This window comes from Pseudomonas sp. GW821-FHT07E12 (genome assembly GCF_058986605.1).
On sequence record NZ_JBYSVX010000024.1, the window covers coordinates 12,826 to 36,670 of the forward strand.

Sequence of the window (23,845 nt, forward strand, 5' to 3'; positions counted from 1 at the left end):
AGAGCCGAGCAAGCTCGGCTGAGGCGTTACCTGGAAAGCCCCAGCCGAGCAAGCTCGGCTCTACAAGCCTTCCATTCCCGGATAAGCAAAGGGCCCGCGATCGCGGGCCCTTTGAGGTTCCAGACTTTCGAGATTCAGACCACGGTGCCGTTGGCGGCACGCAGCGCGGCGATGCGCTCGGCCAGCGGCGGATGGCTCAGGAACAGCTTGCGCAGACCCTCACCGATGCCGCCGGCGATACCGAACGCGGCCACCTGGGTCGGCAGCGTGCTCTGGCCGTGGTTGAGCGACAGCCGCTCCAGCGCCGAGATCATCTTCTGCCGGCCCGCCAGCTGCGCACCACCGGCGTCGGCCCGGTACTCGCGGCGACGCGAGAACCACATCGCGATCATGGTCGCGAACAGGCCGAATACCATCTCCAGCACGAACACGATGATGTAGTAGGCAAAACCACGGCCACCACCCTCGCGGTTGCCGGACATCGCGTTGTCCACCACGCCGCCGACCACACGCGCCAGCACGATCACGAAGGTGTTGAGCACGCCCTGCAGCAGCGCCATCGTCACCATGTCGCCGTTGGCGACGTGGCTGATCTCATGGCCCAGCACCGCTTCGGCCTCGTCTTCGCTCATGTTCTGCAGCAGGCCGGTGGATACCGCCACCAGCGCGTTGTTGCGGTTGGCACCGGTGGCGAAGGCGTTGATCTCCGGTCCTTCGTACACCGCCACTTCCGGCATGCCGATGCCGGCGGCCTGGGCCTGGCGGCGCACGGTCTCCAGCAGCCAGCGCTCGGTCTGGTTGCGCGGCTCGGTGATGACCTGCGCGCCGGTGGAGCGCTTGGCCATGAACTTGGACATCAGCAGCGAGATCAGCGAACCGCCGAAGCCGAAGATGGCCGCCATCACCAACAGACCGCTCATCTGGCCTGAGTTCACACCCAGCAGCGACATCACCACGCTGGCGAGAATCAGCACCGCGAAGTTGGTGGCAAGGAAAAGGGCGATACGGGTGAACATGGAAGCGCTGGCTCCGCACTGAATGAAGGAAGGTTCGTCGAATCTGCGGTGTGTCAGGCTTGAAATCAAGCCGAAACCTGACTGACGATTCAGCAGATCATGACTTCTTCTTCATATCGCGGCCGGTTCGCGCCTTCGCCGACCGGCCCGCTCCATCTCGGCTCGCTGCTGGCGGCACTCGGCAGTTGGCTGCTGGCCCGCCAGGCCGGCGGTGAATGGTGGGTGCGGATCGAAGACATCGACCCGCCGCGCGCGGTCAGCGGGGCCGCCGAGGCGCAGTTGCGCACCCTGCATGCATTCGGGCTGCACCCGGACGGTCCGGTGCTGCGGCAGAGCGACCGCCATGCGCTGTATCGGGACGCGCTCGATACGCTGCTGCAACGCGGGCTGGCCTTCCGCTGCGGTTGCAGTCGCAGCGATCTGGCGGCGGCCGGCGGCATCCACCATGACTGCCTCGAACATCCGCCACGCGAGCAACAGGCGCTGCGCCTGCATGTCCCGCCGGCATCCCGGATCCGCTTCGTCGACGGCCTGCAGGGGCCGATCGAGCAGGACGTGCATGCCGAGGTCGGCGATTTCGTGCTGCGCCGCAGCGACGGCCACTGGGCCTACCAGTTGGCAGTGGTCGTGGACGATGCCGAACAAGGCATCACCGACGTGGTGCGCGGTGCCGACCTGCTGGATTCCACGCCGCGCCAGATCCTGCTGCAACATGCGCTCGACCTGCCGCAACCGCGCTACCTGCACCTGCCGCTGGTGCTGGACGCCACCGGCCACAAGCTGTCCAAGTCGGAGGCGGCGTTGCCGCTGGATGACACCGATCCCCTGCCCGCGCTGCGTCGCGCCTGGGCTTGCCTGGGCCAACCGGTCGAGGTCCTCCCCCGCCATGGCCCCGTCGAGGAAATGCTGCGACAGATGTCGCAGCATTTCCGGCCCGAACGGATTCCGCGCGAACCGCAGCATCCGTAGGAGCGGCGTCAGCCGCGATGAGACTTTCCCACTTGAATCCCCGCACCTGGATGTGCGGGCTCTTGCAGAGGGATCTGCATGAAAGCCTCGTCGCGGCTGAAGCCGCTCCTACGAATCATCGATCCAGCCTAGAATTGTCGGCCCCACCTCGCTTTGCCCGGAGCATCCCTGCATGACATCCCGCGTCGTACTGGTCACCGGCGGTACCGGCGGCATTGGCACCGCCATCTGCAAGCGCCTGGCCGACCAGGGACACAAGGTCGCCACCAACTACCGCAGCGAGGAAAATGCGCAGCAATGGCAGCGCCGGATGCAGGCGGACGGTTATGAGATCGCGCTGTTCCGCGGCGACGTCGCCTCGCCGGAGCATGCACGGCTGCTGATCGAAAGCGTGGAGGCCAGCCTCGGCCCGATCGAGGTGCTGGTCAACAACGCCGGCATCACCCGCGACACCACGTTCCACCGGATGAGCCCGGAGCAATGGCATGAGGTCATCAACACCAACCTCAACTCGGTGTTCAACGTCACCCGTCCGGTCATCGAAGGCATGCGCAAGCGCGGCTGGGGCCGGATCATCCAGATCAGTTCGATCAATGGCCTGAAGGGCCAGTACGGCCAGGCCAACTACGCCGCCGCCAAGGCCGGCATGCACGGTTTCACCATCTCGCTGGCACGCGAGAACGCCGCGTTCGGCATCACCGTCAACACCGTTTCGCCCGGCTACGTCGCCACCGACATGGTGATGGCGGTGCCCGAGGAAGTGCGCGCCAAGATCATCGCCGACATCCCCACCGGCCGCCTCGGCAAACCGGAGGAAATCGCCTACGCAGTGGCATTCCTGGTCGCCGAAGAGGCCAGCTGGATCACCGGCTCCAACCTCGACATCAACGGCGGCCACCACATGGGGTGGTGAACATGGGGGCGGGATTCGCTGCAACACGCTGAAATCGTGGTGGATTCCGTGCTGCGCAGCATTCCAGCAACGGAATCCGCCATCACTCCCTGGCATATGTCTGTTGCAAGCGGTGTTGCGCTGCGCCATCCTGAGCACCTGACCGTCACGAGTAACCGCTCCATGGCTGGACTGCGCATCATCAAGAAGTACCCGAATCGCCGGCTGTACGACACGGAGATCTCCAGTTACATCACGATCGAGGACGTGCGGCAGCTGATCGTCGACGGCGAGGAATTCGAGGTGCGCGACGCCAAGAGCGGCGAGGACCTGACCCGTTCGGTATTGCTGCAGATCATCGCCGGCCAGGAAGCGGACGGCGAACCGATGCTGTCGACCCAGTTGCTGAGCCAGATCATCCGTTTCTATGGCGACTCGCTGCAGGGCTTCATGGGCAACTACCTGGAGCGCAGCATGCAGGTGTTCCTGGAACAGCAGCAGCAGTTCCGCCAGCAGATGGGCAGCCTGCTCGGCCAGACGCCGTGGGCGATGATGAACCAGCTCACCGAGCGCAACCTGGAGCTGTGGCAGGAGTTCCAGCGCAGCTTCAGCACCGGCGGCTTCGGCCGTCCGACCGGCACCAGCGGCAAGCCCACCCCACCGCCGCCGGGCACCACGACCGGTCCCGCCGCCGGCAAGACCCGCAGCGGCAGCGGCCGCTGAGACACCCCGCCTCCGGGGCGTTCGGACGACGGTCAGCGATCCGTCGGCGCCCCGCTTGGACTCGCGACTTTTCAGGGGAATCTCCCCTCACTCGCCAGGATCCGATTCGTACGCCCTTACGGCTCGTCACCCTCGCGCATGCGGGGATGACGGGTTGCCAAACTTTGCCTCACCGTCGCTGACGCGGTGACGCCCCGATCATCGCGGCCGCCTTGGATTTTTCTGCTGCACATACCGAGCAGATACGCTCCACGGTATAGCCCCGCGCGCGCAGCTTCTCGACCACGCCATCGTCGCCGAGCAGGTGCAGCGCGCCGACCACGACCAGTACGTTGCCGTGCGTGGGTGCCGACTGCAGCATCTGTTCGAGTTTCGGCACCCAGCGGTCGTTGCGTTCGACGTTGATGCTGCGATACAGCGCCGGGTAGTGCCGACGCATGTCCTGCGCCATGTCCTTCCACAGCCGTTCGGCGTCGCCGCGTCGCCAGGCGTCGTGCAGGCGCTGGATCTGGCCGTCTTCCCCACCGGCATCGTCGAGGGCCTCGGCCAGCATCTGCCGCTGCTCCTCCGGGGTCATGCCGGCAAGCATCGTGATCTGTTCCTCGGCGCGTTCCAGCCCGGTCGCCGGCTTGCCCGCCTTGAGCGCCAGCTCCATGAAGTGCCGGTCCAGTCCGAGCGCCGGATCCATGCCCTGATCCGCCATCGCCGCGATGCTGACGGTCAGCCCGACGAACCACGGCTGATAGACCTTCAACGCCTCCACTTGCATGCCGTGGCTCGCGGCGAAACCCTGCAGCTTGCGCCAGGTCGGCGCATCCAGTTCCTGTTGCAACGATGAGCCGTCCTGGCGCCGCCCGGCCTGCATCATCTTGCGCCCGAGGTCGGGCGAGTTGACCTCATCCGGCGCCAGTTCGAATACCAGCCTGCGCACATCGGCGAAGGCGCGATCGACGTCGGGCGACAGCGGATAGTCGTCGGGCTTGAGCAGATGGAACGAGCCGAGCAGGTACAGGTGCGCATCGCCCTTGCTGACCTTCCACAACAACGGCACCGGCGCCTGGCGCGGAGCGGCTTCTGCCTGCGCAACAGCCGGCAACAGTCCAGCTACCAGCCACAGCAGCAGGCTCAGCCACACGAAAGGCAGCCCGCGGCGATGTTTGCCGAAGCGCTCCCGACGAAACACCGCCGCCATCGACATCAACACCTCCTCACGCGGTACGGCATGCGTCATGGCGTGCCGGTTCCGTCGCTGCTCGGGTGGTGGTAGTTCTTCTCGCCTGCGGTCACCAACAGGTCGAGACGATTTTCCGGCGGCGGCAGCGGACAGGTCGCGAACGGTGTGAACGCGCACGGCGGGTTATAGGCACGATTGAAGTCGAGCACCACGTTGCCTTGCGCATCCGGAGCGCCGGCATCGATGAAGCGCCCGGCCGGATAGCTGCCGTGACCGCTGGTGCGGTCCGCGAACACGATGAACAGTTCGCGCCCCGGCTCGCCGATCGCTTCCAGCCGGTAGGTCTTGCCGTCCTTCTCGAACTCGACCGCGCCGGCGTTCGGCTGCTCGGTGGTGATACCGACGATGTCGACGATCGGAATGGTCTTGTCGGCCTCGTTGGGCACGAAACGCGCCTTGATCCGCCAATCTGGATCGGTTGGCCAGTATTCCAGCCCGGCGAAATGCACGCGTGCATCGGCATCGGCATGGCGCACCCGCAGCGCGCGTCGATCGCCACGCTGGATCAGCGTGAGCTGGCCCTTGCCGTCGTCGAAATCGATCCGGGTCGGGCTCTCGTCGCGGTCGCTGTAGAAACGGATGCGACCGGTCAGCGGCTTGCCGTCCACCGTCAGCGCGACATTCTTCTCGGGCGTGAACCAGACCTGGTCGCCGTCCACCGAGACCATGCCCATCTTGGCCGGTCCGACCGCCAGGCGGATACCGCTGTCGGGGCTGCTGCCGATGTAGTGCGCCTTCAATTCCAGCCAGTGCAGGCCGACCAGGCTGGTCCAGCCGTCCGGCTTGCGCAGCTCCTCCAGACGCTGCTCTCGCCAGGCCAGGTTGTCGGCGAGGAACGGCTTGTCCATCGCTACCGCCGGCTTCGCTGCTTGCTGCGCGCCATCACGGCCACAGCCGGCCAGCGCCAGCGCTGCGAGCAGGCCCACGCTGCATCCCCTGATCCATCGCTTCATCGATGCCACCTGCATCATCACCGCCCCCTGAGGAACCAGCGGTCGATTTCCGCCAGCGTGAAACGCGCCCAGGTCGGGCGCCCGTGATTGCACTGGCCGGAGCGTTCGGTCGCTTCCATGTCGCGCAGCAGCGCGTTCATTTCCGGCACCGTCAACCGCCGATTGGCGCGCACCGCGCCGTGGCAAGCCATTGTCGAAAGCAGTTCGTCGCGCGCACTCGCCACGCGCCGGCTCTGGCCGTGCTCGCGCAGGTCGCCGAGCACGTCGCGCAGCAGCGCCTCCGGCTCGGCGTTGGCGAGCAGCGCCGGAATGCTGCGCACATGCAGCGAGCCAGGGCCACTGCGGGTCACCTCGAAGCCAAGCAGCGACAACGTTTCCGCCTCGCGCTCGGCGACGTCGGCCTCGCGCTCACCGACCGCCAGCGTGATCGGCACCAGCAATGGCTGCGCACGCAGGCCGATGCCGTCATGCGCGCTCTTGAGCCGCTCATAGCCGATGCGTTCGTGCGCGGCGTGCATGTCGACGACGATCAATCCCTCGGCGTTCTCGGCCAGGATGTAGATGCCGTGCAACTGCGCGATCGCGTAACCCAGCGGTGGCACGCCACTGCTCTCGCTGGTGGGCGGCAGGCCGACCTGGCCGACACCGATGCCGGGCAGCGCGGCGGCCATCGCGTCGTCGGAAGACGGGCTTCCTGACGGCGCATACAGCGCCGCATATGCGGCCGGGGCCTCGGCCACGCGCAGGCCGAGCGGCGATTGCGTCCGCCACTCCGGCAATGCCGACGAAGACGATCCGATCGCCGGGTATGCCGATGGCGCCGCGAACGTCGAGTCCACCGTATTTGCTGCGTTGGCCACGACCGGCGTGGTACCGGCACGCGTCTGCGCCAACGCGTTCTGCAGAGTGCGATAGACGAAATCGTGGATCAGCCGCGCGTCGCGGAAACGCACCTCGTGCTTGGCCGGATGCACGTTGACATCGACCCGGGTCGGATCCAGTTCCAGGAACAGCACGTAGGCCGGCTGGCGGCCGTGATAGAGCACATCGCCATAGGCCATTTTGACCGCATGGGCGACGCTGCGATCGCGCACCGAGCGGCCGTTGACGTACAGGTACTGCTGGTCGGCGCTGGCGCGCGAGTAATGCGGCTGCGCGATCCAGCCATGCAGGCGCAACCCGGCGCCGCTGTGGTCCACGCGCAATGCCTGGCTGGCGAAGTCCTCGCCCAGCGTCTCGCCCAGGCGCGTGTCCGAATACAGATCGCCCGGCTTGTAGCGGCGCGACGGCTTGCCGTTGTGCGAGACGCGCAGTTCGACATCCGGCCGCGCCAGCGCCAGCGAACGCAGCCATTCCTCGATGTGGCCCAGCTCGGTGCGCTCGGCGCGCAGGAACTTGCGCCGCGCCGGCACGTTGTAGAACAGCTCACGCACTTCGACCGTGGTGCCCTGCGCATGCGCGCGCGGCGCAACCTCGCCCAGCTTGCCGCCCTCGACCTGCAAGGCCGCGCCGTGCTCGTCATCCGAGCGGCGCGAGGCCAGGGTGAAACGGCTGACCGAGGCGATCGACGGCAGCGCTTCGCCGCGGAAACCGAGCGTCGCCACCGACTCCAGGTCGTCCAGCGAGGCAATCTTGCTGGTGGCATGCCGCGACACCGCCAGCGGCAGCTCCTCCGGCGCGATGCCGCCGCCGTTGTCGCGGATGCGGATCAGGCGTACCCCGCCCTCCTCCAGCTCGATATCGACGCGGCTGGCACCGGCATCGAGCGCGTTCTCGACCAGTTCCTTGACCACCGAGGCGGGTCGTTCGACCACTTCGCCGGCGGCGATCTGGTTGATCAGGATTTCGGGCAGTTGGCGAATGCTCATTGCACGCTGTCCTCGTCACGAAACAGCGCGATGGGCGGGAGCAAGGCTGAGGGAAAAACAGGCATCGGCACGGCACTCGGCGCGTGGCGCCGTCATACGGGAATCGACTGGGGATGATAGCGCGCCATGCCGCCTTTCCCTTCTCCCGCTTGCGGGGTGAAGGGAACAAACCAGACCTCAAAGCGACGTTAGCGGCTGCCGCCAGCGACCGTACCGGCCGCCGCATCCGCCTCGGCCTGCGCGCGCGCGGCGTACAGCGTGCCCGGCGGCGGCTGGCGGGTGAAGAAGGTATTGACGCCGTCCAGCACCGCGCTGGCCAGCTTGCGCTGGTAGGTCGGGTCGATCAGGCGGCGCTCTTCGTCCGGATTGGAGATGAAGGCGGTTTCGACCAGCATCGCCGGCATGTCGGAGGTGCGCAGCACCGCGAAGTTGGCGCGCTCCAGGTGCGGCTTGTGGTTGTTGCCGATGTCCTTGAGCCCGGTCAGCACATGCCCGGCCGCATCCTCGGAGGCCTTCATGTGGCCGCTCTGGGCCAGGTCGATCAGCACGTTGGCGAGGGTGTCCTCGGTCTGCTGCAGGCGCACGCCACCGACCAGATCGGCAGCGTTCTCCTTGTCGGCCAGCCAGCGCGCGCGCTGCGAGGAGGCGCCCTTGGTCGAGAGCACGTACACCGACGAGCCGCTGGCGCTGCGGTTCTCGGCGGCATCGGCGTGGATCGAGATGAAGATGTCGGCACCGGCGGCACGTGCCTTCCGGGCCCGCAGTGGCAGCGGAATGAACACGTCGCTGTCGCGGGTCAGATAGGCCTTCAGGCCGGGCGTGGCGTTGACCTGACGCGCCAGCTCGCGCGCCACCGCCAGGGTGACGTCCTTCTCGCGCTTGCCGGTCGGGCCGATCGCGCCCGGATCCTGGCCGCCATGACCCGGGTCGATCGCGACCACCAACGGCCGCATCCCGGCTTTCATCTTCACCCGCGCCGCCGCGCTCGGCATCACCGGGCGCGGTGCGAGTTCGGTATCGCTCGCTTCGTCGCCACCGGCCTCGGCCACTACCGGCTTGGCCGGGGTGTTCATGGCCATGCTGCTGCCGTTGAGGATCGCGGCCGCGGATGTGCTGGTCGTGGCTGCGACCGTCGGCGACGGCCCGAGCGTCGTGGTCACGACAGCCGGCGCAATCGGCGCAGAAGAAGGATTCTGACTGGATGCCGCAGGCGGCGGCACCGTAACCGTCGGCACGGTCGCTGCACGCGTCACGGCCGCGGTCAGCGCCGACGTCGCGCGTGCCGCCTCGGCGCGGGCGTCGGGCGTGGCGACAGGCGGAGCGGCTGCCGGTTGCGATTCGTTACGGACGACGTTGGTCGCGGCGGACCCGGCCTCGCCCGGCCACTCGATCACCAAGGTCGAGCCGTCACCGGTGCGCAGCATCTGCGGCTTGAACGCGACCACGCTGCCGGCGAGGTCGAACACCACGCGGAACGTACCCGGCACCGGTTGGCCGGTGCGCACGGCGGTGACCACACCACCGGCCGCAGGCATCCTGAGACCACGCGCCGCCGAGGAATCGGGGAAATCCACCACCAGCCGGTTCGGGCCGGCCAGGGAAATGGTCTTGTAGCCGCCGGCGCCGGCCAGCTGGATTTCGGCGCGGGTGCCGGTAGCACCGTTGCTGAGCGACACATCGCGGATTTCGCCCGCATCTGCGCTCAAAGCCGTCGCGCCAAGGGCAGCGACAAGCGCAAAAACGATGAATTGGCGATTCCCCTGGCTCATAAGGCCGGATTCAATCACCGGATCGCGTTAATTGCAAATGTTTTCCCTTAATAATCCGTAACCTGCCCAACTTTCCTAGTGTCAGCCGGCAGCAATGGCCTGCAACTGGGGGGCGGCGAGCAGGCGCTCGACCCATTGCCGCCCGATTTCGCTCTCCGCGAGCAGCCCCAGTTGCCGGCCCTCGCCCGCCACCGCCAGCCGCACGGTCAGGTCCACCGGCGGCAGCGCGCCGGCACCGCGTTCGGGCCATTCGACCAGCCAGAGATTGGCCACGCCTTCGTCCAATCCCAGGAAATCCAGCTCGCCAGCGGCCCCGAGCCGGTACAGATCCAGGTGCCAGGCTTCGCCGCCCTCGGCCAATGGATAGCGTTCGACCAGCGTGTAGGTCGGGCTGCGGATCGTGCCCTGAACCCCCAGCGCGCGCAGCAGGGCGCGCGCCAGCGTGGACTTGCCGGCACCGAGGTCACCCTGCAGTTGCACCACCGCCTGCGCCGGCCGGGTGGCGGCCAGCAGCGCGCCCAGTTGCTCGGTGGCCTCGGACGAGGAGAGGAAACCTTCGATCATCCACGCACTCCAGCATTGGCGAGCCGCCGCAACTCGGGCAGCAGGTCGGTGGGAAGCAGGCCGCGTTCGCCCTGCACGGCTGCCGCGTCGCCCGCGCAGGCGTGCAGCAGCGCGCCGAGGGTGGCGGCCTCGAATGGCTCCAGGCCACCCGGCGACGCATGCCCCTGTGCGATCAACGCGGCGATCACGCCGGTCAACAGGTCGCCCATGCCGCCCACCGCCATGCCCGGATTGCCAGCAGCGATGATCCGCGGCGTGCGATGCGGAGCGGCGATGATCGTGCCGGCCCCCTTCAGCACCACCACGGCGTCGAAGTGCCCGGCCAGCGATTGCGCTGCCGCCACGCGATCACACTGGACCTCCGCGGTCGAAATACCCAGCAGGCGCCCCGCCTCGCCCGGATGCGGGGTCAGCACCGCGCTGGGGACCGGCCGCGGCGAAGCGGCCAGCAGGTTGAGGGCATCGGCATCGATCACTTGCGGTTTGCCTGAAGCCAGCGCCAGTTGCCACAGCCCATGCGCCCAGTCGTCCTGCCCCAACCCCGGCCCGATCGCCACCGTATCGGCGACAGCCAGCAATGGGGGGAGGTCTGCGCCATCCTCGATCGCACGTGCCATCACTTCCGGACAGCGCGCCAGCAGCGGTGCGACGTGGCACGCACGGGTAGCGACAGCGACCAGTCCGGCCCCGCTACGCAGCGCCGCCTCGGCAGTGAGCATCACCGCGCCGCCGGTGCCCTCATTGCCGCCGATGCACAACACGCGCCCGGATTCGCCCTTGTGGGTATTGAGCCGGCGCGGCGGCAGATCGGCCAGTGCGGCCGCATCCCATGACTGTGCACGCGGCGTCATCGCTTCGATCGCCGACACCGGCACATCGAGCCGATGCAGAACCCGTTCGCCGACGTATTCGAGCGCATCGCCGGTGTACAGCCCCAGGTGCGGCACGATGAACTGCAGGGTCAGTTGCGCGTGGATCGCCACTCCCGGCGCCACGCCGTGCTCAGCGTCGATGCCGCTCGGCACATCCAGCGCCAGCACCGGCACGCCAGCCTGGTTGATCGCTTCGATGAAGGCCGCGCTGGCCTCGTCCGGCGCACGATTGAGGCCGATGCCGAACAGCGCATCCACCAGCACCTCGGCATCGCCGAGTTCACATGGGAACAGCTCGACCTGACCACCGACGGCGAGATAGTCGGTGCAGGCACGTTGGGCGGTGTCGGACCCCGGCCCGCGCTCCGGCAGGTGCACCACGCGCACGCGGCGGCCGGCCCGATGCAGCAGCCGCGCCAGCACATAGCCATCGCCGCCGTTGTTGCCGGTGCCGCAGGCGATCACGATCCGCCGTGCATGTGGCCAGCGCGCCAGCAGCAGCTCGAACGCCGCCGCGCCGGCTCGTTGCATCAGTACGTAGGGATCGCCACCGAGCAGCACAGTGGCCTGCGCGTCGATCATGCGCGCGGCGGCGGTGTCGTGAAGGTCTAGCGGCTCGAACATGGCGGGATTCTACGGCGAGTTGCGTTGAGCAGTGATCTTGTGGGAGGGACTTCAGTCCCGATGCTTTACCGGTACTGCCCATCGGGACTGAAGTCCCTCCCACAAAAGACCCATCACATCGAACGGTGGGACGACTTCATGGAAGTCGCCCATACCGAACGCGGACAAAGCCATATTCTCAAGCGGATCCTTCGCAAGAAGCCTGCACATCCCCGTGCGAGGATCAGTAAGCTGCGCGCATGTCCGCCGCACTTGCCAACGCCGATCCGTACCGCGCCGCCGCGCGCATCCGTGCGCTTGCGCGCGAGGCCGGCTTCCAGCGTTGCGGGATCACCGGCATCGAGCTGGGCGAGGACGAGGCGCACCTGCGCACCTGGCTGGCCGAGGGCCTGTACGGAACCATGCACTGGATGGCCCAGCACGGCGACAAGCGCGCGCGTCCGCACGAACTGGTGCCGGGCACGTTGCGGGTGCTCTCGGTCGGGCTCGACTACGGCCGCAAGGACGATACGCAGGCCTGGAACACCCTGGCCGACGGCGAGCGCGCTTACGTGGCCCGCTACGCGCTCGGTCGCGACTATCACAAGCTGATGCGCAACCGCCTGCAGAAACTCGCCGAGAAGGTGCAGGCCGAGATCGGCCCGTTCGGCCATCGCGTGTTCGTCGATTCGGCACCGGTGCTGGAACGCGCGCTGGCCCGCAACGCCGGCCTCGGCTGGATAGGCAAGCACACCTGTCTGATCGATCGGCATGGCGGCTCATGGTTCTTCCTCGGTGAGATCTACCTCGACCTGCCACTGCCGATCGATACGCCCGCCACCGCACACTGTGGCACCTGCACGCGCTGCATCGACATCTGCCCGACCCAGGCGATCGTCGCCCCGCAGCGGCTCGATGCACGCCGCTGCATCGCCTACCTGACCATCGAGCACGACGGCGCGATCCCGGAAGACATGCGCAAGCCGATCGGCAACCGCATCTTCGGCTGCGATGACTGCCAACTGGTATGCCCGTGGAACAAGTTCGCACAGCGCACCGACGAACCCGATTTCCGCGCCCGCAACCGGCTCGACGAGGCGACGTTGCCGGAGCTGTTCGCCTGGGACGAAGACGAGTTCCTGAGCCGCACCGAAGGCAGCCCGATCCGCCGCAGCGGCCACGAGCGCTGGCTGCGCAATATCGCAGTGGCGCTGGGCAATGCGCCGTCGACACCGGCGGTATTGGAGGCACTGGCCGCGCGCCGCGAATATCCCTCGGCGCTGGTACGCGAACATGTGCAGTGGGCACTGGCGCAGCATGCGCCAGGTTTGTAAGCCGAGCTTGCTCGGCTCTACGGGACTCATTTGAATCCCCACACATGGAGGCGCGGGCTGTTGCAGAGGGATCTGCTCGAAAGCCCCATCGCGGCTGATGGCCCTAGACCACCCGGAGCCGCTCCTACGACGCAAGGTCGGCGATAATCCGGCGATGCCTGCCCGCGACGATCAGATCCTCACCCCGAGCCAGCTCAATACGCTCGCCCGCGACCTGCTCGAAGGCGCGTTCCCGCTGGTGTGGGTGGAGGGTGAGCTCGGCAACGTCACCCGCCCCTCGTCGGGACACCTGTACTTCACCCTGAAGGACGCACGCGCCCAGGTGCGCTGCGCGATGTTCAAGCCCAAGAGCCAGTGGCTGAAGTTCCAGCCGCGCGAAGGCTTGCGCGTGCTGGCGCGCGGCCGGCTCACGCTGTACGAAGCGCGCGGCGACTACCAGATGGTGCTCGATCACCTGGAAGAAGCCGGCGAAGGCGCCCTGCGCCGCGCCTTCGAACAACTGCGCGCGCGCCTGGAAGCCGAAGGCCTGTTCGATCCGGCGCGCAAGCGCGAACTGCCCGCGCACGTACGCCGATTGGCGGTGATCACCTCGCTGACCGGCGCAGCGGTGCGCGACGTGCTCAGCGTGCTGGCGCGGCGCTTTCCGATGCTCGAGGTGGAGCTGCTGCCGTCGCTGGTGCAGGGCGAAACCGCCGCGGCGCAGATCACAGACCTGCTGCGGCGTGCCGATGCCAGCGGTCGCTACGACGTGATCCTGCTCACCCGCGGCGGCGGTTCGCTGGAAGACCTGTGGGCGTTCAACGATGAGCAGCTGACCCGCGCGATCGCGGCTTCCGCCACGCCGGTGGTATCGGCAGTCGGCCACGAGACCGACTTCACCCTGGCCGATTTCGCCGCCGACCTGCGCGCACCGACCCCCTCGGTCGCCGCCGAGCTGCTGGTGCCCGACCAGCGTGAACTGGCGGTGCGTGTGCAGCGCGCGCATACCCGTCTGCTGCAGTTGCAGCGGCACCGGCTCGACCAGGCGATGCAGCGCAGCGATCGCGCCGCGCTGCGCCTCAATGCGCAGAGCCCGCAGGCCCGCCTGCAACTGCTGCATCGTCGCCAGGAAGAAGCACTGCGCCGCCTGCAGGCCCAGCGAGTGCAGTTGTTCGAGCGCCTGCACAGCCGTCTGCAACGTGCTGGTGCAGTACTGCGACTGCACGATCCGGTACGGGAACTGCCACGCCTGCGCCAGCGCCTGCTGGCGGCGAACCCGCAGCCATCGATGCAGCGACGACTGCAGCAGGAATCATTGCGCCTGCGTGGACTGGCACGCTCGCTGGAGGCGATCAGCCCGTTGGCGACGGTGGCGCGTGGCTATTCCATCCTCACCCGTGCCGACGATGGCGAACTGGTGCGTTCACGGCAGCAGGTGCACCCCGGGGAGCGCCTGCACGCGCGGCTCGGCGACGGCACGCTCAAGCTGCGCGTGGAGCCTGAAGATACCTAGGGCAACTCGCTTATATCCCGTTCCCCGTAGGAGCGGCTCTGGGTGGCCTAGGGCCGCTCCTACGGTTCATGGCGTTCGTCATCACTTGATCCGGAAACGCTGCAACCATCGCTGGAGCTCTTGCTGACGAAGCATCAAACCCACTCAGGCATGCATCGCAGTCGTCGGCAATCTGCGCTGCCAACCCTGCAGGATGATCGTCGCCAGCTTGGTCGGGTCGTGATCGAAGTGGTGACCGCCAGGCCGCGCTACCACCTCGATACCGCGCGGTTCGAGTTCAGGGCACAACGAGCCCTTCTCTTCTTCACCGTGGATGCACTGCAGCAGCGCTGGCGGCATCTTCGCCAGTTCCGGCAGGATCGGGGTCTGCTCGGCCTTGTACAGCCCCAGCCAGCCGCCGACACGCACCCTGAAACTGGCGCCATGCGCCAGACCGAGCAGCGAGACGAAGTTCACTTGCTGGCGTTGCGCCTCCGGCAGGCGCTGGTAGGCGAACGGCATCACGTCGGCGCCAAACGAATAGCCCACCAACGCCACGTCATTGACTTGCCAGCGTCGCTGGTACTCGGTCATCACCCGGCCCAGATCGTCGGCGATCTGCTGCGGGGTCTTCTCGCTCCAGAAGTAACGAAGGCTATTCCAGCCCACCACCGACACACCCTGCCGATTGAGTTCGGCGGCGACGCCCTTGTCCAGCTCGCGCCAGCCACCGTCGCCGGACAAGATGATCGCCAGCCGGCTGCTGCCCGGCACATGCATTTCCACCAGCGGCAAGCCGTCCAGCGCATTGCCGTCGGCGGCCGGGAAACGTGCCTCGGCGGTCTGCGCAAGCTGGTCGGCCGACATCGCTGCCGCGACCACCGCAAGCGTCCCCTGCGCCGCCGAAGGTGCCTGCGTGCCACAGCTGATGCGTGACTTCGCGGTGATGTCGTCGATGACGACCGCGCCTGCCAGAACGTCGGAGGCGGCAGCGGCCATCGTCTGCCGGACCAGCAACGCGCCCTCGCCGTCACCGACCAACAGGGGCGGCAGGAAGATATCGACATGCCCGTCGCGCAGCAGGTGCTTGCCGAGGTGCTCGGCGTCGTCGCCAAGACCGGTGCAATCCAGCTTGGCCGCCTCACTCAGGCCATCCAGGTAACGACCCGTGTCGATCACCGCGACCAGGGCACCCGCCTTGACCAGCCGGTGCGCGGCGGCACGGGCCCGATCGGGCGAGGCAGGATCGGGAAACACCAGCACCAGCGCCTTCGGCGTACCCGTCGGATGCAGGATCTCAGGCTGGCCGTAGCGACCGCCGACGGTGTCGTGCACGTGGCGCGCGACCGCGAAGCCGCTGCCGACGATCAGCAGCAACGCGACGACCCACCTGAACACCGTGATCTGCCACTTCATCGGAACCCACCCTGCCCATGCAGCCGATTCGACCCACGATGCCCCAGCCGGTTCCCCGCGTGGCCCATGGAGCCTTCGCAACGGTTATGGGCTGTTAACGCAATTGGAACAAGCTTCAACGACCCGTCAGATGCCACGCACCAGCCGGAAGCCGATCCGGGCGTTGGTCGTGTCCGAGTCCTGCGAGAGCCGCCACGAGGCGCGCGTCTGCTGCGGCGAATTCGCCCAGCTGCCGCCGCGCACCAGGCGTTGCCGGCAACCGGGGTTGAACCACGCCGCGCCATCGGTGGGTGCGCGCCGGTAATTGGAATGCCAGCAGTCGGCCACCCACTCGCTCAGGTTGCCGGCCATGTCGTGCAGGCCCCAGGCGTTGGCGCGGTAACTGGCGACCGGTGCCGGCCCCCAGAAGCCGTCGCCGTAGCCGGTGAAGGCGTTGTTCCAGTGCCGCCCCCCCGGCGAGATGTCATTGCCGCCAGTGAAGTTGCCGGCGTTCTCCGGCGGCGTGCCGGCATTGCCCCACGGATAGCGCCCGCTGCTGCCGGCGCGCAGCGCGTACTCGAATTCGGCCTCGGTCGGCAGTCGGTAATGACGGCCGGTCTGCTCCGACAACCACGCGGCATAGGCCTCCGCATCGCGCACGCTGACGTGCATCACCGGGCTGTTGGGAGCGGCGGCCGCACCGTTGTAGCCGGACTGCCAGTCCACGCCGCTGCGGCGGATGAAGTTGCCGGAACGTTCGTCGTAGACCACCGAGTGTCCACGGCGGGTCGCGCGTGGCCGGGCCTTGGCCTGCTCGACGAAGACGCGGAACTCGGCCACCGTCACCTCGGTGATCGACATCGCAAAGCCACGCTCGAAGCGGACGTAGTGCGCCGGGCGCTCGGCATCGGTGGCGGCCGGGTCGATGTCGCTGGCTCCCATCGTGAATGCTCCGTGCGGCACCACGATCATCTGCGGGCCACGGCCGCCGTTCTGCATGCCATCGGTGAACACCTGGCCGGGACGGAAGCTGCCGTAGTGGATCGCCAGCTCGACCCGCCGGCGCAGATCTGCCACCTGCGGGTCGCCCGGTTCGGCGATGCGCAGGGCTTCACCGAGCTTCTCGCGCGCCGCTTTCAGGCCCGCCGGCGTAGTCAGATCGCGTAGCCCACCATCGTGCAATGCACTGATCTGGGCCTTGCGGATGCCGGCTACACGCAGGCGGGCATCGGTCATCGTCGGCGACGACGTGCGCACCGTAGCGGCCACGCGCAGCCAACGCTGTGCGGCGTCGAAATCGGACACTTCCGCAGCCTGCTCGGCGCGCCGGATCAAGCCGCTCTCCACCGCCGCCAACCCTTGCCGCGCCCGTGCATCGTCCGCATCGAGCTTCAGCGCCTCACGGAAATTGTCGAGGGCACCATTGCCGTCTTCACCGAGACGGCCGGCGCGCACGTCGTCCTCGCCGGCCCGATCGAACGCCAGCACGCGCTGCGCGGTCTCCACACGCCCGAACAGCGCGCGTACCCGCGCCTCCTCCGGCTGCAGCGTCAGCGCGACCATTGCCGTCAATCGGGCCCGCTCCAGCGCCTCGCTGGTGTATTCGGGGCGAGCGAGCAGGTCCGCGCCCTGCTCCAGCAGCCGCTGCAGCGCCGTGCGCAGGCCCGAACGCGCTGCGGCATCGTCCGGGGCCAGCGCGCGGATCGCCAGGTACAGCGGGATCGCATCATCGGCCGTCTCGAACAACCGCCCTTCCTTCAGCGCCTGCGCGGCGTGGCGGCGTGCTTCGGGCAGACCGGCCCGGTCCAGCGTCACCGCCGGCGGCTGCCAGCTCGCCACCGATTCGGCGGCGCCTTCGCCGCCGATCGTCACCTGCGGCGCGCTGCCCGGCGCGTCCGGCGTGGTCGCCGCGGCAGGTGGCGGCTCCGGTGCGGAGGACGAAGGCGAACACGCCGCAGCCAGCAACAGCAAGGCGATCAGCACGGAATACGCGACGCGTTTTGGCAACCTTCCTCCTCTTCACCGACGTTGCGCCCGCAGGCCGTCGGCAGGGCTGGGCTATTCTTACCCGCCGAGCCCCACCTTCGCACTCACGGACCTCACGTGCCCCACTGGATCACACAGCCTGCCGACCTCGACGCCTATCTGCAGCGCCGCCCCACCCGCATCGGACTGGATACCGAATTCATCCGCGAGCGCACCTACTGGCCGCAGCTGGCGCTGGTGCAGATCGCGATCGAGGACGACATCCTGCTGGTCGATCCGCTGGCACCGGGCATCGCCGAAGCCCTCAAGCCCTGGCTGACCTCGCCCGACATCGTCAAGGTGATGCACAGCGCCAGCGAGGATCTGGTGGCGTTCAAGTGGACCTGCGGCGTGGTGCCCAGGCCGCTGTTCGACACCCAGATCGCCGCCGCGCTGGCCGGTATCGGTGCCGGCATGGGCTATCAGAAACTGGTCCACGAACTCACCGGCACCCTGCTGGCCAAGGGCGAGACCCGCTCGGACTGGCTGCGCCGCCCGCTCTCGCCCGCGCAGTTGGAATACGCCGCCGACGACGTGCACCACCTGTTCGCGCTGCACGACACGCTGTCGGCGCGATTGCAGGAACAGGGCCGTACCGGCTGGCTGGCCGAAGACTGCGAGCGCCTGCTGGCCACGGTCGAGCACGACGAACTCGAACGCTGGCCGCACGTATCGATGCGCAGCGCGCAGTTCCTGGAGCGCGACGCGCAGTTGCGATTGCTGCGGCTGCTGCGCTGGCGCGACCGCCAGGCCCGCCAGAGCGACAAGCCGCGCAGTTGGATCCTCGACAACGAACTGGCCGTCGCCCTGGCGCGCACGCCGCCCGCCGACGAGGCCGCCCTGCAGCGCCAGCTCGACAAGCTGCCCAAGGCGCCCCGCAAGCTCAACGGCGCGTTGTGGCAGGCCCTGTCCACACCGCTGGACGATGAACAGGACGCACCACAGGCCATCGCCGCCAACGACAGTCACAAGGCCACGCTCAAGCGCCTGCAGGACGCGGTCGCCACACACAGCCGCGAGCTGGCCCTGCCCGACGGCGTCCTGGCCTCGCGCCGCCATCTCGAATCGCTGATCGAGAGCGGCCACTGGCCGGTCCCGCTCGGTGGCTGGCGCAAGCAGCAGCTGGAATCGCGGCTGCTGCCGCTGCTGGCATCCGATCCGACCGCCGGCTGATCGCCTCGGGATCGGATGCCGCCCCGGCAGGCGCCTGTCATTAAATTGACAGATGGCCTGCTGCCGGCGTGTAAACTGGTTAATTTTCCGCCAGCAGCATGGTGCAACTTCCCCGCCGTACGATCCGTGGCCCGACCTTCATCCGCCTGCTCGCGCGCCTGACGGACGTCGACGTTCATCCTCCCAAGCCGCTGCTCTCGCACCGGCTGAGCGAGTGGCTCGACCTCAATCACGCCATCGCGCTGTCCACGGCACTGGAAGGGAGGCCCTCGGTGACGACTTCCGACGGGCCGCCTGCGGGCGGTGCCGGCGAGGTCGAGTGCGCCCGCGTGCGTACCGCGCTGGTCGAGGCCATCGCCGGCGATCGCGCCTTCGATGCCGCTGGCAGCAGCGACATCGTCGATTACGCGTTCTTCCGCCAGCGCCACCTGGCCCTGCAACAGACGATGGATACCAGCATCGGCCAGCTGCGTGGCCGCCTGCGCGACATGCTGGCGCTCGGAACCGCCGACATGGCCCGGCTCGCGGCGGTGGATGCGGCCATGGAGCGGGCGCTGAGCCGACGCGAGTGGACGCTGCTGTCGCGGGTACCGGCCCTGCTCGGCCGACATTTCGAACGCCTGCGCGAGGCGGCGCAGGAAACGCCGGACGACGCGCAGCAAGACACGCCGGCCTCCACCGACACCGCAACGCCCGCGCCCAGCGCGTGGCTGGACACCTTCCGCAAGGACATGCAGGGCGCATTGCTCGCCGAACTGGATGTCCGCCTACAACCGATCGAAGGCCTGCTTGCCGCCCTTCGCACTCACTTCAAAGGCCACAACCCGCTCCATGTTCAGGAAACTGCTTAATCACGCCGTATTTCTCGTCGGACTGGCCGTCGTCGGCTGGATCGGCGCCGGCTATGCCGCCACCAATCCCCTGGCCCTGTCGGTCGCATTGCTGATCGGCGCCTGCTACCTCGCAGGCGGGCTTGAGCTGTATCGCTATCGACAGGCCACCTCCACGCTGGAACGGGCGCTCGACGAGCTGTCCGCACCGCCATCCAGCCTGGGCGCCTGGCTCGATCGCCTGCATCCCAGCCTGCGCAACGCGGTGCGCCTGCGCATCGAGGGCGAGCGCGTCGCGCTGCCGGGGCCGGCGCTGACGCCGTACCTGGTCGGCTTGCTGGTGCTGCTCGGCATGCTGGGCACGCTGCTGGGCATGATGGCCACGCTCAGGGGCACCGGCATCGCACTGGAAAGCGCCACCGACCTGCAGGCAATCCGCGAATCCCTGGCCGCACCGGTCAAGGGCCTGGGCTTCGCGTTCGGCACCTCGATCGCCGGCGTCGCCAGCTCCGCCATGCTCGGGCTGCTGTCCGCGCTGTGCCGGCGCGAGCGGCTGCAGGCGGCGCAACGGCTGGACCTGAACATCGCCACCACCCTGCGCGTCCACTCGCAGGTCCACCAGCGCGAGGAAACCTTCAAGCTGCTGCAGCAGCAGGCCGAACTGATGCCGACGCTGGTCGATCGCCTGCAAGCGATGGCAAGCACGCTCGAACAACAGGGCCAGGCCGCCAACGAGCGTCAACTCGCCAGCCAGGAAGCCTTCCACGCCAGGACCGAGGCCGCCTACGCCAAGCTGGCGTCTTCGATGGAGCAGTCGTTGCAGCACAGCGTCGCCGAGAGCGCCCGCGCCGCCAGCGCCGCACTGCAACCGGTCGCCGAGGCCACGATGGCCGCCATCACCCGCGAGACCGCCACGCTGCACGAGAACGTCACCCACGCCGTGCAGCGGCAACTGGACGGCCTGTCGAGCGGCTTCGAGACCTCCACCACGACCGTTGCGGACATCTGGCAGCAGGCGCTGGCCGGCCACACGCGTGCCAACGAGACCCTCGCCCAGCATCTGCACGCCGCACTGGATCGTTTCACCGAAACCTTCGAACACCGCTCGGCCGGCCTGCTGGAAGGCGTTTCCACTCGCCTGGACACCACTGCCGACGGCATCGCCGAGGCCTGGCGCCAGGCGCTGTCGCAGCAGCAAGACCTCAACGGCAAGCTGACCGCCCACCACCAGCAGACGCTGACTTCGGCTGCAGCCACCATCGAGCAGCATTCGACTGCGCTGGTTCGCAGCGTGGACCAATCGCACGCGGAGCTGCAGGCGACGCTGGCGTCGCAGGATCAGCAACGGCTGGCGACCTGGGCCGAGACGCTCGGCGCGATGACCTCGGCCCTGCGCAGCGATTGGGCACAGGCCGGCGAACATGCCGCAAGCCGTCAGCGCGACATCTGCGACACCCTCGCCCAGACCGCACGCGACATCACCGCGCAAGCACAGGCGCACGCCGCCGACACCATTGCCGAGATTTCCCAGTTGGTGCAGGCCGCTTCCGAAGCGCCCAAGGCCGCCGCCGATGTCGTCGCCGAACTGCGCCAGAAGCTCTCCGACAGCATGGCCCGCGACACCGCGTTGCTGGAGGAACGCAACCGCCTGATGGCCACGCTGGAAACCCTGCTCGGCACCGTCAGCCACGCCGCCACCGAGCAGCGCACCGCCATCGACGCGCTGGTCGCGACCTCGGCAGACCTGCTGGATCGCGTCGGCACCCGCTTCAGCGATCGCATCGAGACCGAGGCCGGCAAGCTCGACACCGCCACCGCCCAGGTCACCGCCGGCGCCGTCGAGGTTGCGAGCCTGGGCGAGGCGTTCGGCAGCATCGTCCAGCAGTTCGGCAAGTCCAACGACAAGCTGGTGGCGCGCCTGCAACGCGTCGAGAGCGTGCTGGACAAGTCGCTCACGCGCAGCGACGAACAACTCGCCTACTACGTGGCACAGGCCAGGGAAGTGATCGACCTGAGCGTGCTGGCGCAGCGGCAGATCATCGAGGAACTGCAGCAGCTGGCCGGCCAGCGCACGGCCGCCGGAGCCGAAGCCGAATGAGCATGGACATCGACGGCGACGCCGAATCGACGACGCCGGTCTGGGCCGCCTTCGGCGATCTGATGTCGGTGCTGCTGGGCGCTTTCGTGCTGATCCTGGTCGGCGTCATCGGCATGCAGATGCAGCTTTCCAGCAAGCTCGATGAGGAGATCAAGCAGCGCCGGATCGAGGCGCAGCGCCGCCAGACCCTGGAGCAGGCGCTGGCCGGGCCGCTGGCCGCCGGACGGGTGACACTCGTCGATGGCCGCATCGGCATCCGCGGCAGCGTGCTGTTCGCGCTGAACTCCGACCAGTTGCAGCCGGAAGGCCGCGACGTGCTCAAGAGTCTGGCCGGCCCGTTGACCGGCTATCTCAAGGCGCGCGATGAAATCCTGATGGTCAGCGGCTTCACCGACGACCGGCAGGTGCGCGACAGCAACCGCCAGTTCGCCGACAACTGGGAGCTGTCGGCCGAACGTGCGTTGACCGTGACCCGCGCATTGATCGCCGAAGGTGTTCCCGCCACTTCGGTGTTCGCGGCCGCGTTCGGCTCCGAGCAGCCGGTGGCCGCGAACACCGACGAAGACGGCCGCGCGCGCAACCGACGCGTGGAGATAGCGCCGATTCCGAAGCCAAAGCAGACGGCCACGACGGCTCATGAGCAGTAGCGACACCCCCGCCCAGACGCAGCTGATCGATACCTGTCGCGAACAGGGTGCCGATCGCATCGACCCGACCCGCTTCTATTTCATCGAAGCGCTGCAACGACGTGCGGCGGAGCATCGCGGTGAAGCGCGACGCATCCTGGATGATCGACTGTCCCAACTGATCAAGGCCCATGCCGGTGATCTCGAAACAAGCGCATTCGCCGCCGGTGATCGCGATGACGACGCGACAGCCAACGCCCGCAAGGGAACGCTCGGCGATCTGCTCGACTACGCCACCCGCCAGGCGACGGCCCAGGCTGGCGATCTCGATACCGACGACACCACCCCACGCGACACCTACCCCGAGCTGGCCGCACTCGACGACTTCAGGAGCCTCTGGTCCAGGCTGCAGACCGAAAACCAGATCCGGCAATCGCTGGAGCAGGATCCCACCGACGCCGGCCCGCTCAACTCCGGCAGGCTCGTGCACCGCTCACTCACACTGATGCGCGAGTTGTCGCCCGGTTATCTCCGGCAGTTCCTGTCGTATGTCGACACCCTGTCATGGATGGAACAGATGACCGACGGCGGCGCCTTGCCGGCCAGGGAAGCCCCCCGCCCCGTCAATTCCAAGAAGCGCCCCCGGAGCAACCGCTCCACGTGACTCGGCCGGCGTCCCGGCACGCGCTTGGCACACGCGGCTTGCCCAGGGCGCTATTGGCTTCCACCCCGCCATCAGGCTAGAATCCCCGCCTCGTGTGGGGCGGTAGCTCAGCTGGGAGAGCGTCGCGTTCGCAATGCGAAGGTCGGGAGTTCGATCCTCCTCCGCTCCACCAACACCATTCAGCACCAAAGCCCTGGCAGCAGTGCCAGGGCTTTACTGTATTCATTACTCACTCAAGCACGTTGGACGGCAAAATACCGTTCGGGCATTGCCTGCAAGCGGCAATCCGCCAACAATGCATGTCCTGCCTCACCCCGCAATACCCCCTTTCCAGACAGAACTCCATGACCGACAAGAACGCTTTGAACCTGGATGCCATTGCCGAGGCCAAGGCCAAGCTGGCCGCAGAGCTGCGCAAGCTCGAAGAACAGGAAGTACAGCTGCGCCAGCAGCACGCGACCGATGGCTTTGCGCAGGTGATCGCCCTGCTGCACGACTTCGCCCCGCACTTCAGCAGCAAGCAGAAGGCCGAGATCTCCGCGCTGATCGGCGAGGAAAAGCCCAAGGCCAAGAAGGCTGCGAGCACCGATGCCCGTCGCGAAGTCGCACCGAAGTACTGGCTGCCGCACAGCCACGAGACCTGGACCGGCCGCGGCCGCACCCCGAAGGCATTCGCTGCCTGGGAAGGCACCGCTGCCTACAACGAATGGAAGAGCAAGCACCCCAACGAGAAGTTCCCGGCATTCCCGGGCTGATCCGATCGTTG

At 67.7% G+C, this 23,845-nt stretch carries 20 protein-coding genes and 1 tRNA gene; 12 read left to right on the plus strand and 9 right to left on the minus strand.

Annotation, left to right across the window (positions count from 1 at the left end):
* Positions 1-134: 134 nt before the first annotated feature.
* Positions 135-1,016, minus strand: a complete 882-nt coding sequence (htpX, locus tag AC3WJE_RS13645) for a protease HtpX (protein WP_493731355.1) — start codon at positions 1,014-1,016, stop codon at positions 135-137.
* 99 nt (positions 1,017-1,115) lie between these two features.
* On the opposite strand from htpX, the gene gluQRS reads away from it, so the two are divergent.
* From gluQRS to phaR, 3 genes are all read left to right on the plus strand, one after another.
* Positions 1,116-1,985, plus strand: coding sequence for a tRNA glutamyl-Q(34) synthetase GluQRS (gluQRS, locus tag AC3WJE_RS13650; protein ID WP_493731356.1), 870 nt, complete (start codon positions 1,116-1,118; stop codon positions 1,983-1,985).
* Between the two features lie 172 nt (positions 1,986-2,157).
* Positions 2,158-2,898 (plus strand): beta-ketoacyl-ACP reductase, encoded by a 741-nt coding sequence (locus AC3WJE_RS13655; RefSeq protein WP_493731357.1) that lies wholly within the window; start codon positions 2,158-2,160, stop codon positions 2,896-2,898.
* Between the two features lie 162 nt (positions 2,899-3,060).
* A complete protein-coding gene (phaR, locus tag AC3WJE_RS13660) occupies positions 3,061-3,600 on the plus strand; it encodes a polyhydroxyalkanoate synthesis repressor PhaR (RefSeq protein ID WP_493731358.1) in 540 nt (179 codons plus the stop codon).
* Positions 3,601-3,769: 169 nt separating this feature from the next.
* Here phaR and AC3WJE_RS13665 read toward each other — a convergent pair whose 3' ends face one another.
* The 6 genes from AC3WJE_RS13665 to AC3WJE_RS13690 all read right to left on the minus strand — a co-directional run bounded on the left by AC3WJE_RS13665 (position 3,770) and on the right by AC3WJE_RS13690 (position 11,484).
* Positions 3,770-4,831: a TraB/GumN family protein gene (locus AC3WJE_RS13665; RefSeq protein WP_493731359.1), complete on the minus strand. Its 1,062-nt coding sequence runs from the start codon at positions 4,829-4,831 to the stop codon at positions 3,770-3,772.
* Positions 4,828-5,760 carry a DUF1684 domain-containing protein gene (locus tag AC3WJE_RS13670; protein WP_493731360.1) on the minus strand — a complete coding sequence of 311 codons (933 nt, stop codon included), beginning with the start codon at positions 5,758-5,760 and terminating at the stop codon, positions 4,828-4,830. The genes AC3WJE_RS13665 and AC3WJE_RS13670 overlap by 4 nt, the downstream gene beginning before the upstream one ends.
* Positions 5,761-5,804: 44 nt before the next feature.
* Positions 5,805-7,655 carry a DNA mismatch repair endonuclease MutL gene (gene mutL, locus AC3WJE_RS13675; RefSeq protein WP_493731361.1) on the minus strand — a complete coding sequence of 617 codons (1,851 nt, stop codon included), beginning with the start codon at positions 7,653-7,655 and terminating at the stop codon, positions 5,805-5,807.
* Between the two features lie 188 nt (positions 7,656-7,843).
* Positions 7,844-9,361: an N-acetylmuramoyl-L-alanine amidase gene (locus AC3WJE_RS13680; protein WP_493731362.1), complete on the minus strand. Its 1,518-nt coding sequence runs from the start codon at positions 9,359-9,361 to the stop codon at positions 7,844-7,846.
* A gap of 144 nt (positions 9,362-9,505) precedes the next feature.
* Positions 9,506-9,988, minus strand: a complete 483-nt coding sequence (gene tsaE / locus AC3WJE_RS13685; RefSeq protein ID WP_493731363.1) for a tRNA (adenosine(37)-N6)-threonylcarbamoyltransferase complex ATPase subunit type 1 TsaE — start codon at positions 9,986-9,988, stop codon at positions 9,506-9,508.
* Positions 9,985-11,484, minus strand: coding sequence for an NAD(P)H-hydrate dehydratase (locus tag AC3WJE_RS13690; RefSeq protein ID WP_493731364.1), 1,500 nt, complete (start codon positions 11,482-11,484; stop codon positions 9,985-9,987). Before AC3WJE_RS13690 ends, tsaE begins: the two co-directional genes overlap by 4 nt.
* Before the next feature lie 239 nt (positions 11,485-11,723).
* Between AC3WJE_RS13690 and queG the strand changes: the two genes are divergently transcribed.
* Together queG and xseA are read left to right on the plus strand one after the other, a co-directional pair.
* A complete protein-coding gene (queG, locus tag AC3WJE_RS13695) occupies positions 11,724-12,797 on the plus strand; it encodes a tRNA epoxyqueuosine(34) reductase QueG (protein WP_493731365.1) in 1,074 nt (357 codons plus the stop codon).
* A 154-nt stretch (positions 12,798-12,951) separates the two neighbouring features.
* Positions 12,952-14,289, plus strand: coding sequence for an exodeoxyribonuclease VII large subunit (gene xseA, locus AC3WJE_RS13700; RefSeq protein ID WP_493731366.1), 1,338 nt, complete (start codon positions 12,952-12,954; stop codon positions 14,287-14,289).
* 144 nt (positions 14,290-14,433) lie between these two features.
* On the opposite strand, the gene AC3WJE_RS13705 is transcribed toward xseA, so the two are convergent.
* Positions 14,434-15,684, minus strand: coding sequence for an AcvB/VirJ family lysyl-phosphatidylglycerol hydrolase (locus tag AC3WJE_RS13705; protein ID WP_493731367.1), 1,251 nt, complete (start codon positions 15,682-15,684; stop codon positions 14,434-14,436).
* 126 nt (positions 15,685-15,810) lie between these two features.
* Positions 15,811-17,670, minus strand: a complete 1,860-nt coding sequence (locus AC3WJE_RS13710) for a formylglycine-generating enzyme family protein (protein ID WP_493731368.1) — start codon at positions 17,668-17,670, stop codon at positions 15,811-15,813.
* Between the two features lie 96 nt (positions 17,671-17,766).
* Between AC3WJE_RS13710 and rnd the strand changes: the two genes are divergently transcribed.
* The 7 genes from rnd to AC3WJE_RS13745 all read left to right on the plus strand — a co-directional run bounded on the left by rnd (position 17,767) and on the right by AC3WJE_RS13745 (position 23,834).
* Positions 17,767-18,861: a ribonuclease D gene (gene rnd, locus AC3WJE_RS13715; RefSeq protein WP_493731369.1), complete on the plus strand. Its 1,095-nt coding sequence runs from the start codon at positions 17,767-17,769 to the stop codon at positions 18,859-18,861.
* A gap of 101 nt (positions 18,862-18,962) precedes the next feature.
* The gene (locus tag AC3WJE_RS13720) at positions 18,963-19,712 is read left to right on the plus strand and encodes a DUF3348 domain-containing protein (protein WP_493731370.1); all 750 of its coding nucleotides are present in this window, start codon (positions 18,963-18,965) and stop codon (positions 19,710-19,712) included.
* On the plus strand, positions 19,693-21,789 hold the full coding sequence (locus AC3WJE_RS13725) for a DUF802 domain-containing protein (protein ID WP_493731371.1): 2,097 nt from the start codon (positions 19,693-19,695) through the stop codon (positions 21,787-21,789). The genes AC3WJE_RS13720 and AC3WJE_RS13725 overlap by 20 nt, the downstream gene beginning before the upstream one ends.
* Positions 21,786-22,436: an OmpA family protein gene (locus tag AC3WJE_RS13730; RefSeq protein ID WP_493731372.1), complete on the plus strand. Its 651-nt coding sequence runs from the start codon at positions 21,786-21,788 to the stop codon at positions 22,434-22,436. The genes AC3WJE_RS13725 and AC3WJE_RS13730 overlap by 4 nt, the downstream gene beginning before the upstream one ends.
* Positions 22,426-23,079, plus strand: a complete 654-nt coding sequence (locus tag AC3WJE_RS13735) for a DUF2894 domain-containing protein (RefSeq protein ID WP_493731373.1) — start codon at positions 22,426-22,428, stop codon at positions 23,077-23,079. Before AC3WJE_RS13730 ends, AC3WJE_RS13735 begins: the two co-directional genes overlap by 11 nt.
* 96 nt (positions 23,080-23,175) lie before the next feature.
* Positions 23,176-23,251: transfer RNA gene (locus AC3WJE_RS13740), tRNA-Ala, on the plus strand.
* Positions 23,252-23,423: 172 nt separating this feature from the next.
* Positions 23,424-23,834 (plus strand): H-NS family nucleoid-associated regulatory protein, encoded by a 411-nt coding sequence (locus AC3WJE_RS13745; RefSeq protein ID WP_493731374.1) that lies wholly within the window; start codon positions 23,424-23,426, stop codon positions 23,832-23,834.
* Positions 23,835-23,845 lie beyond the last annotated feature (11 nt).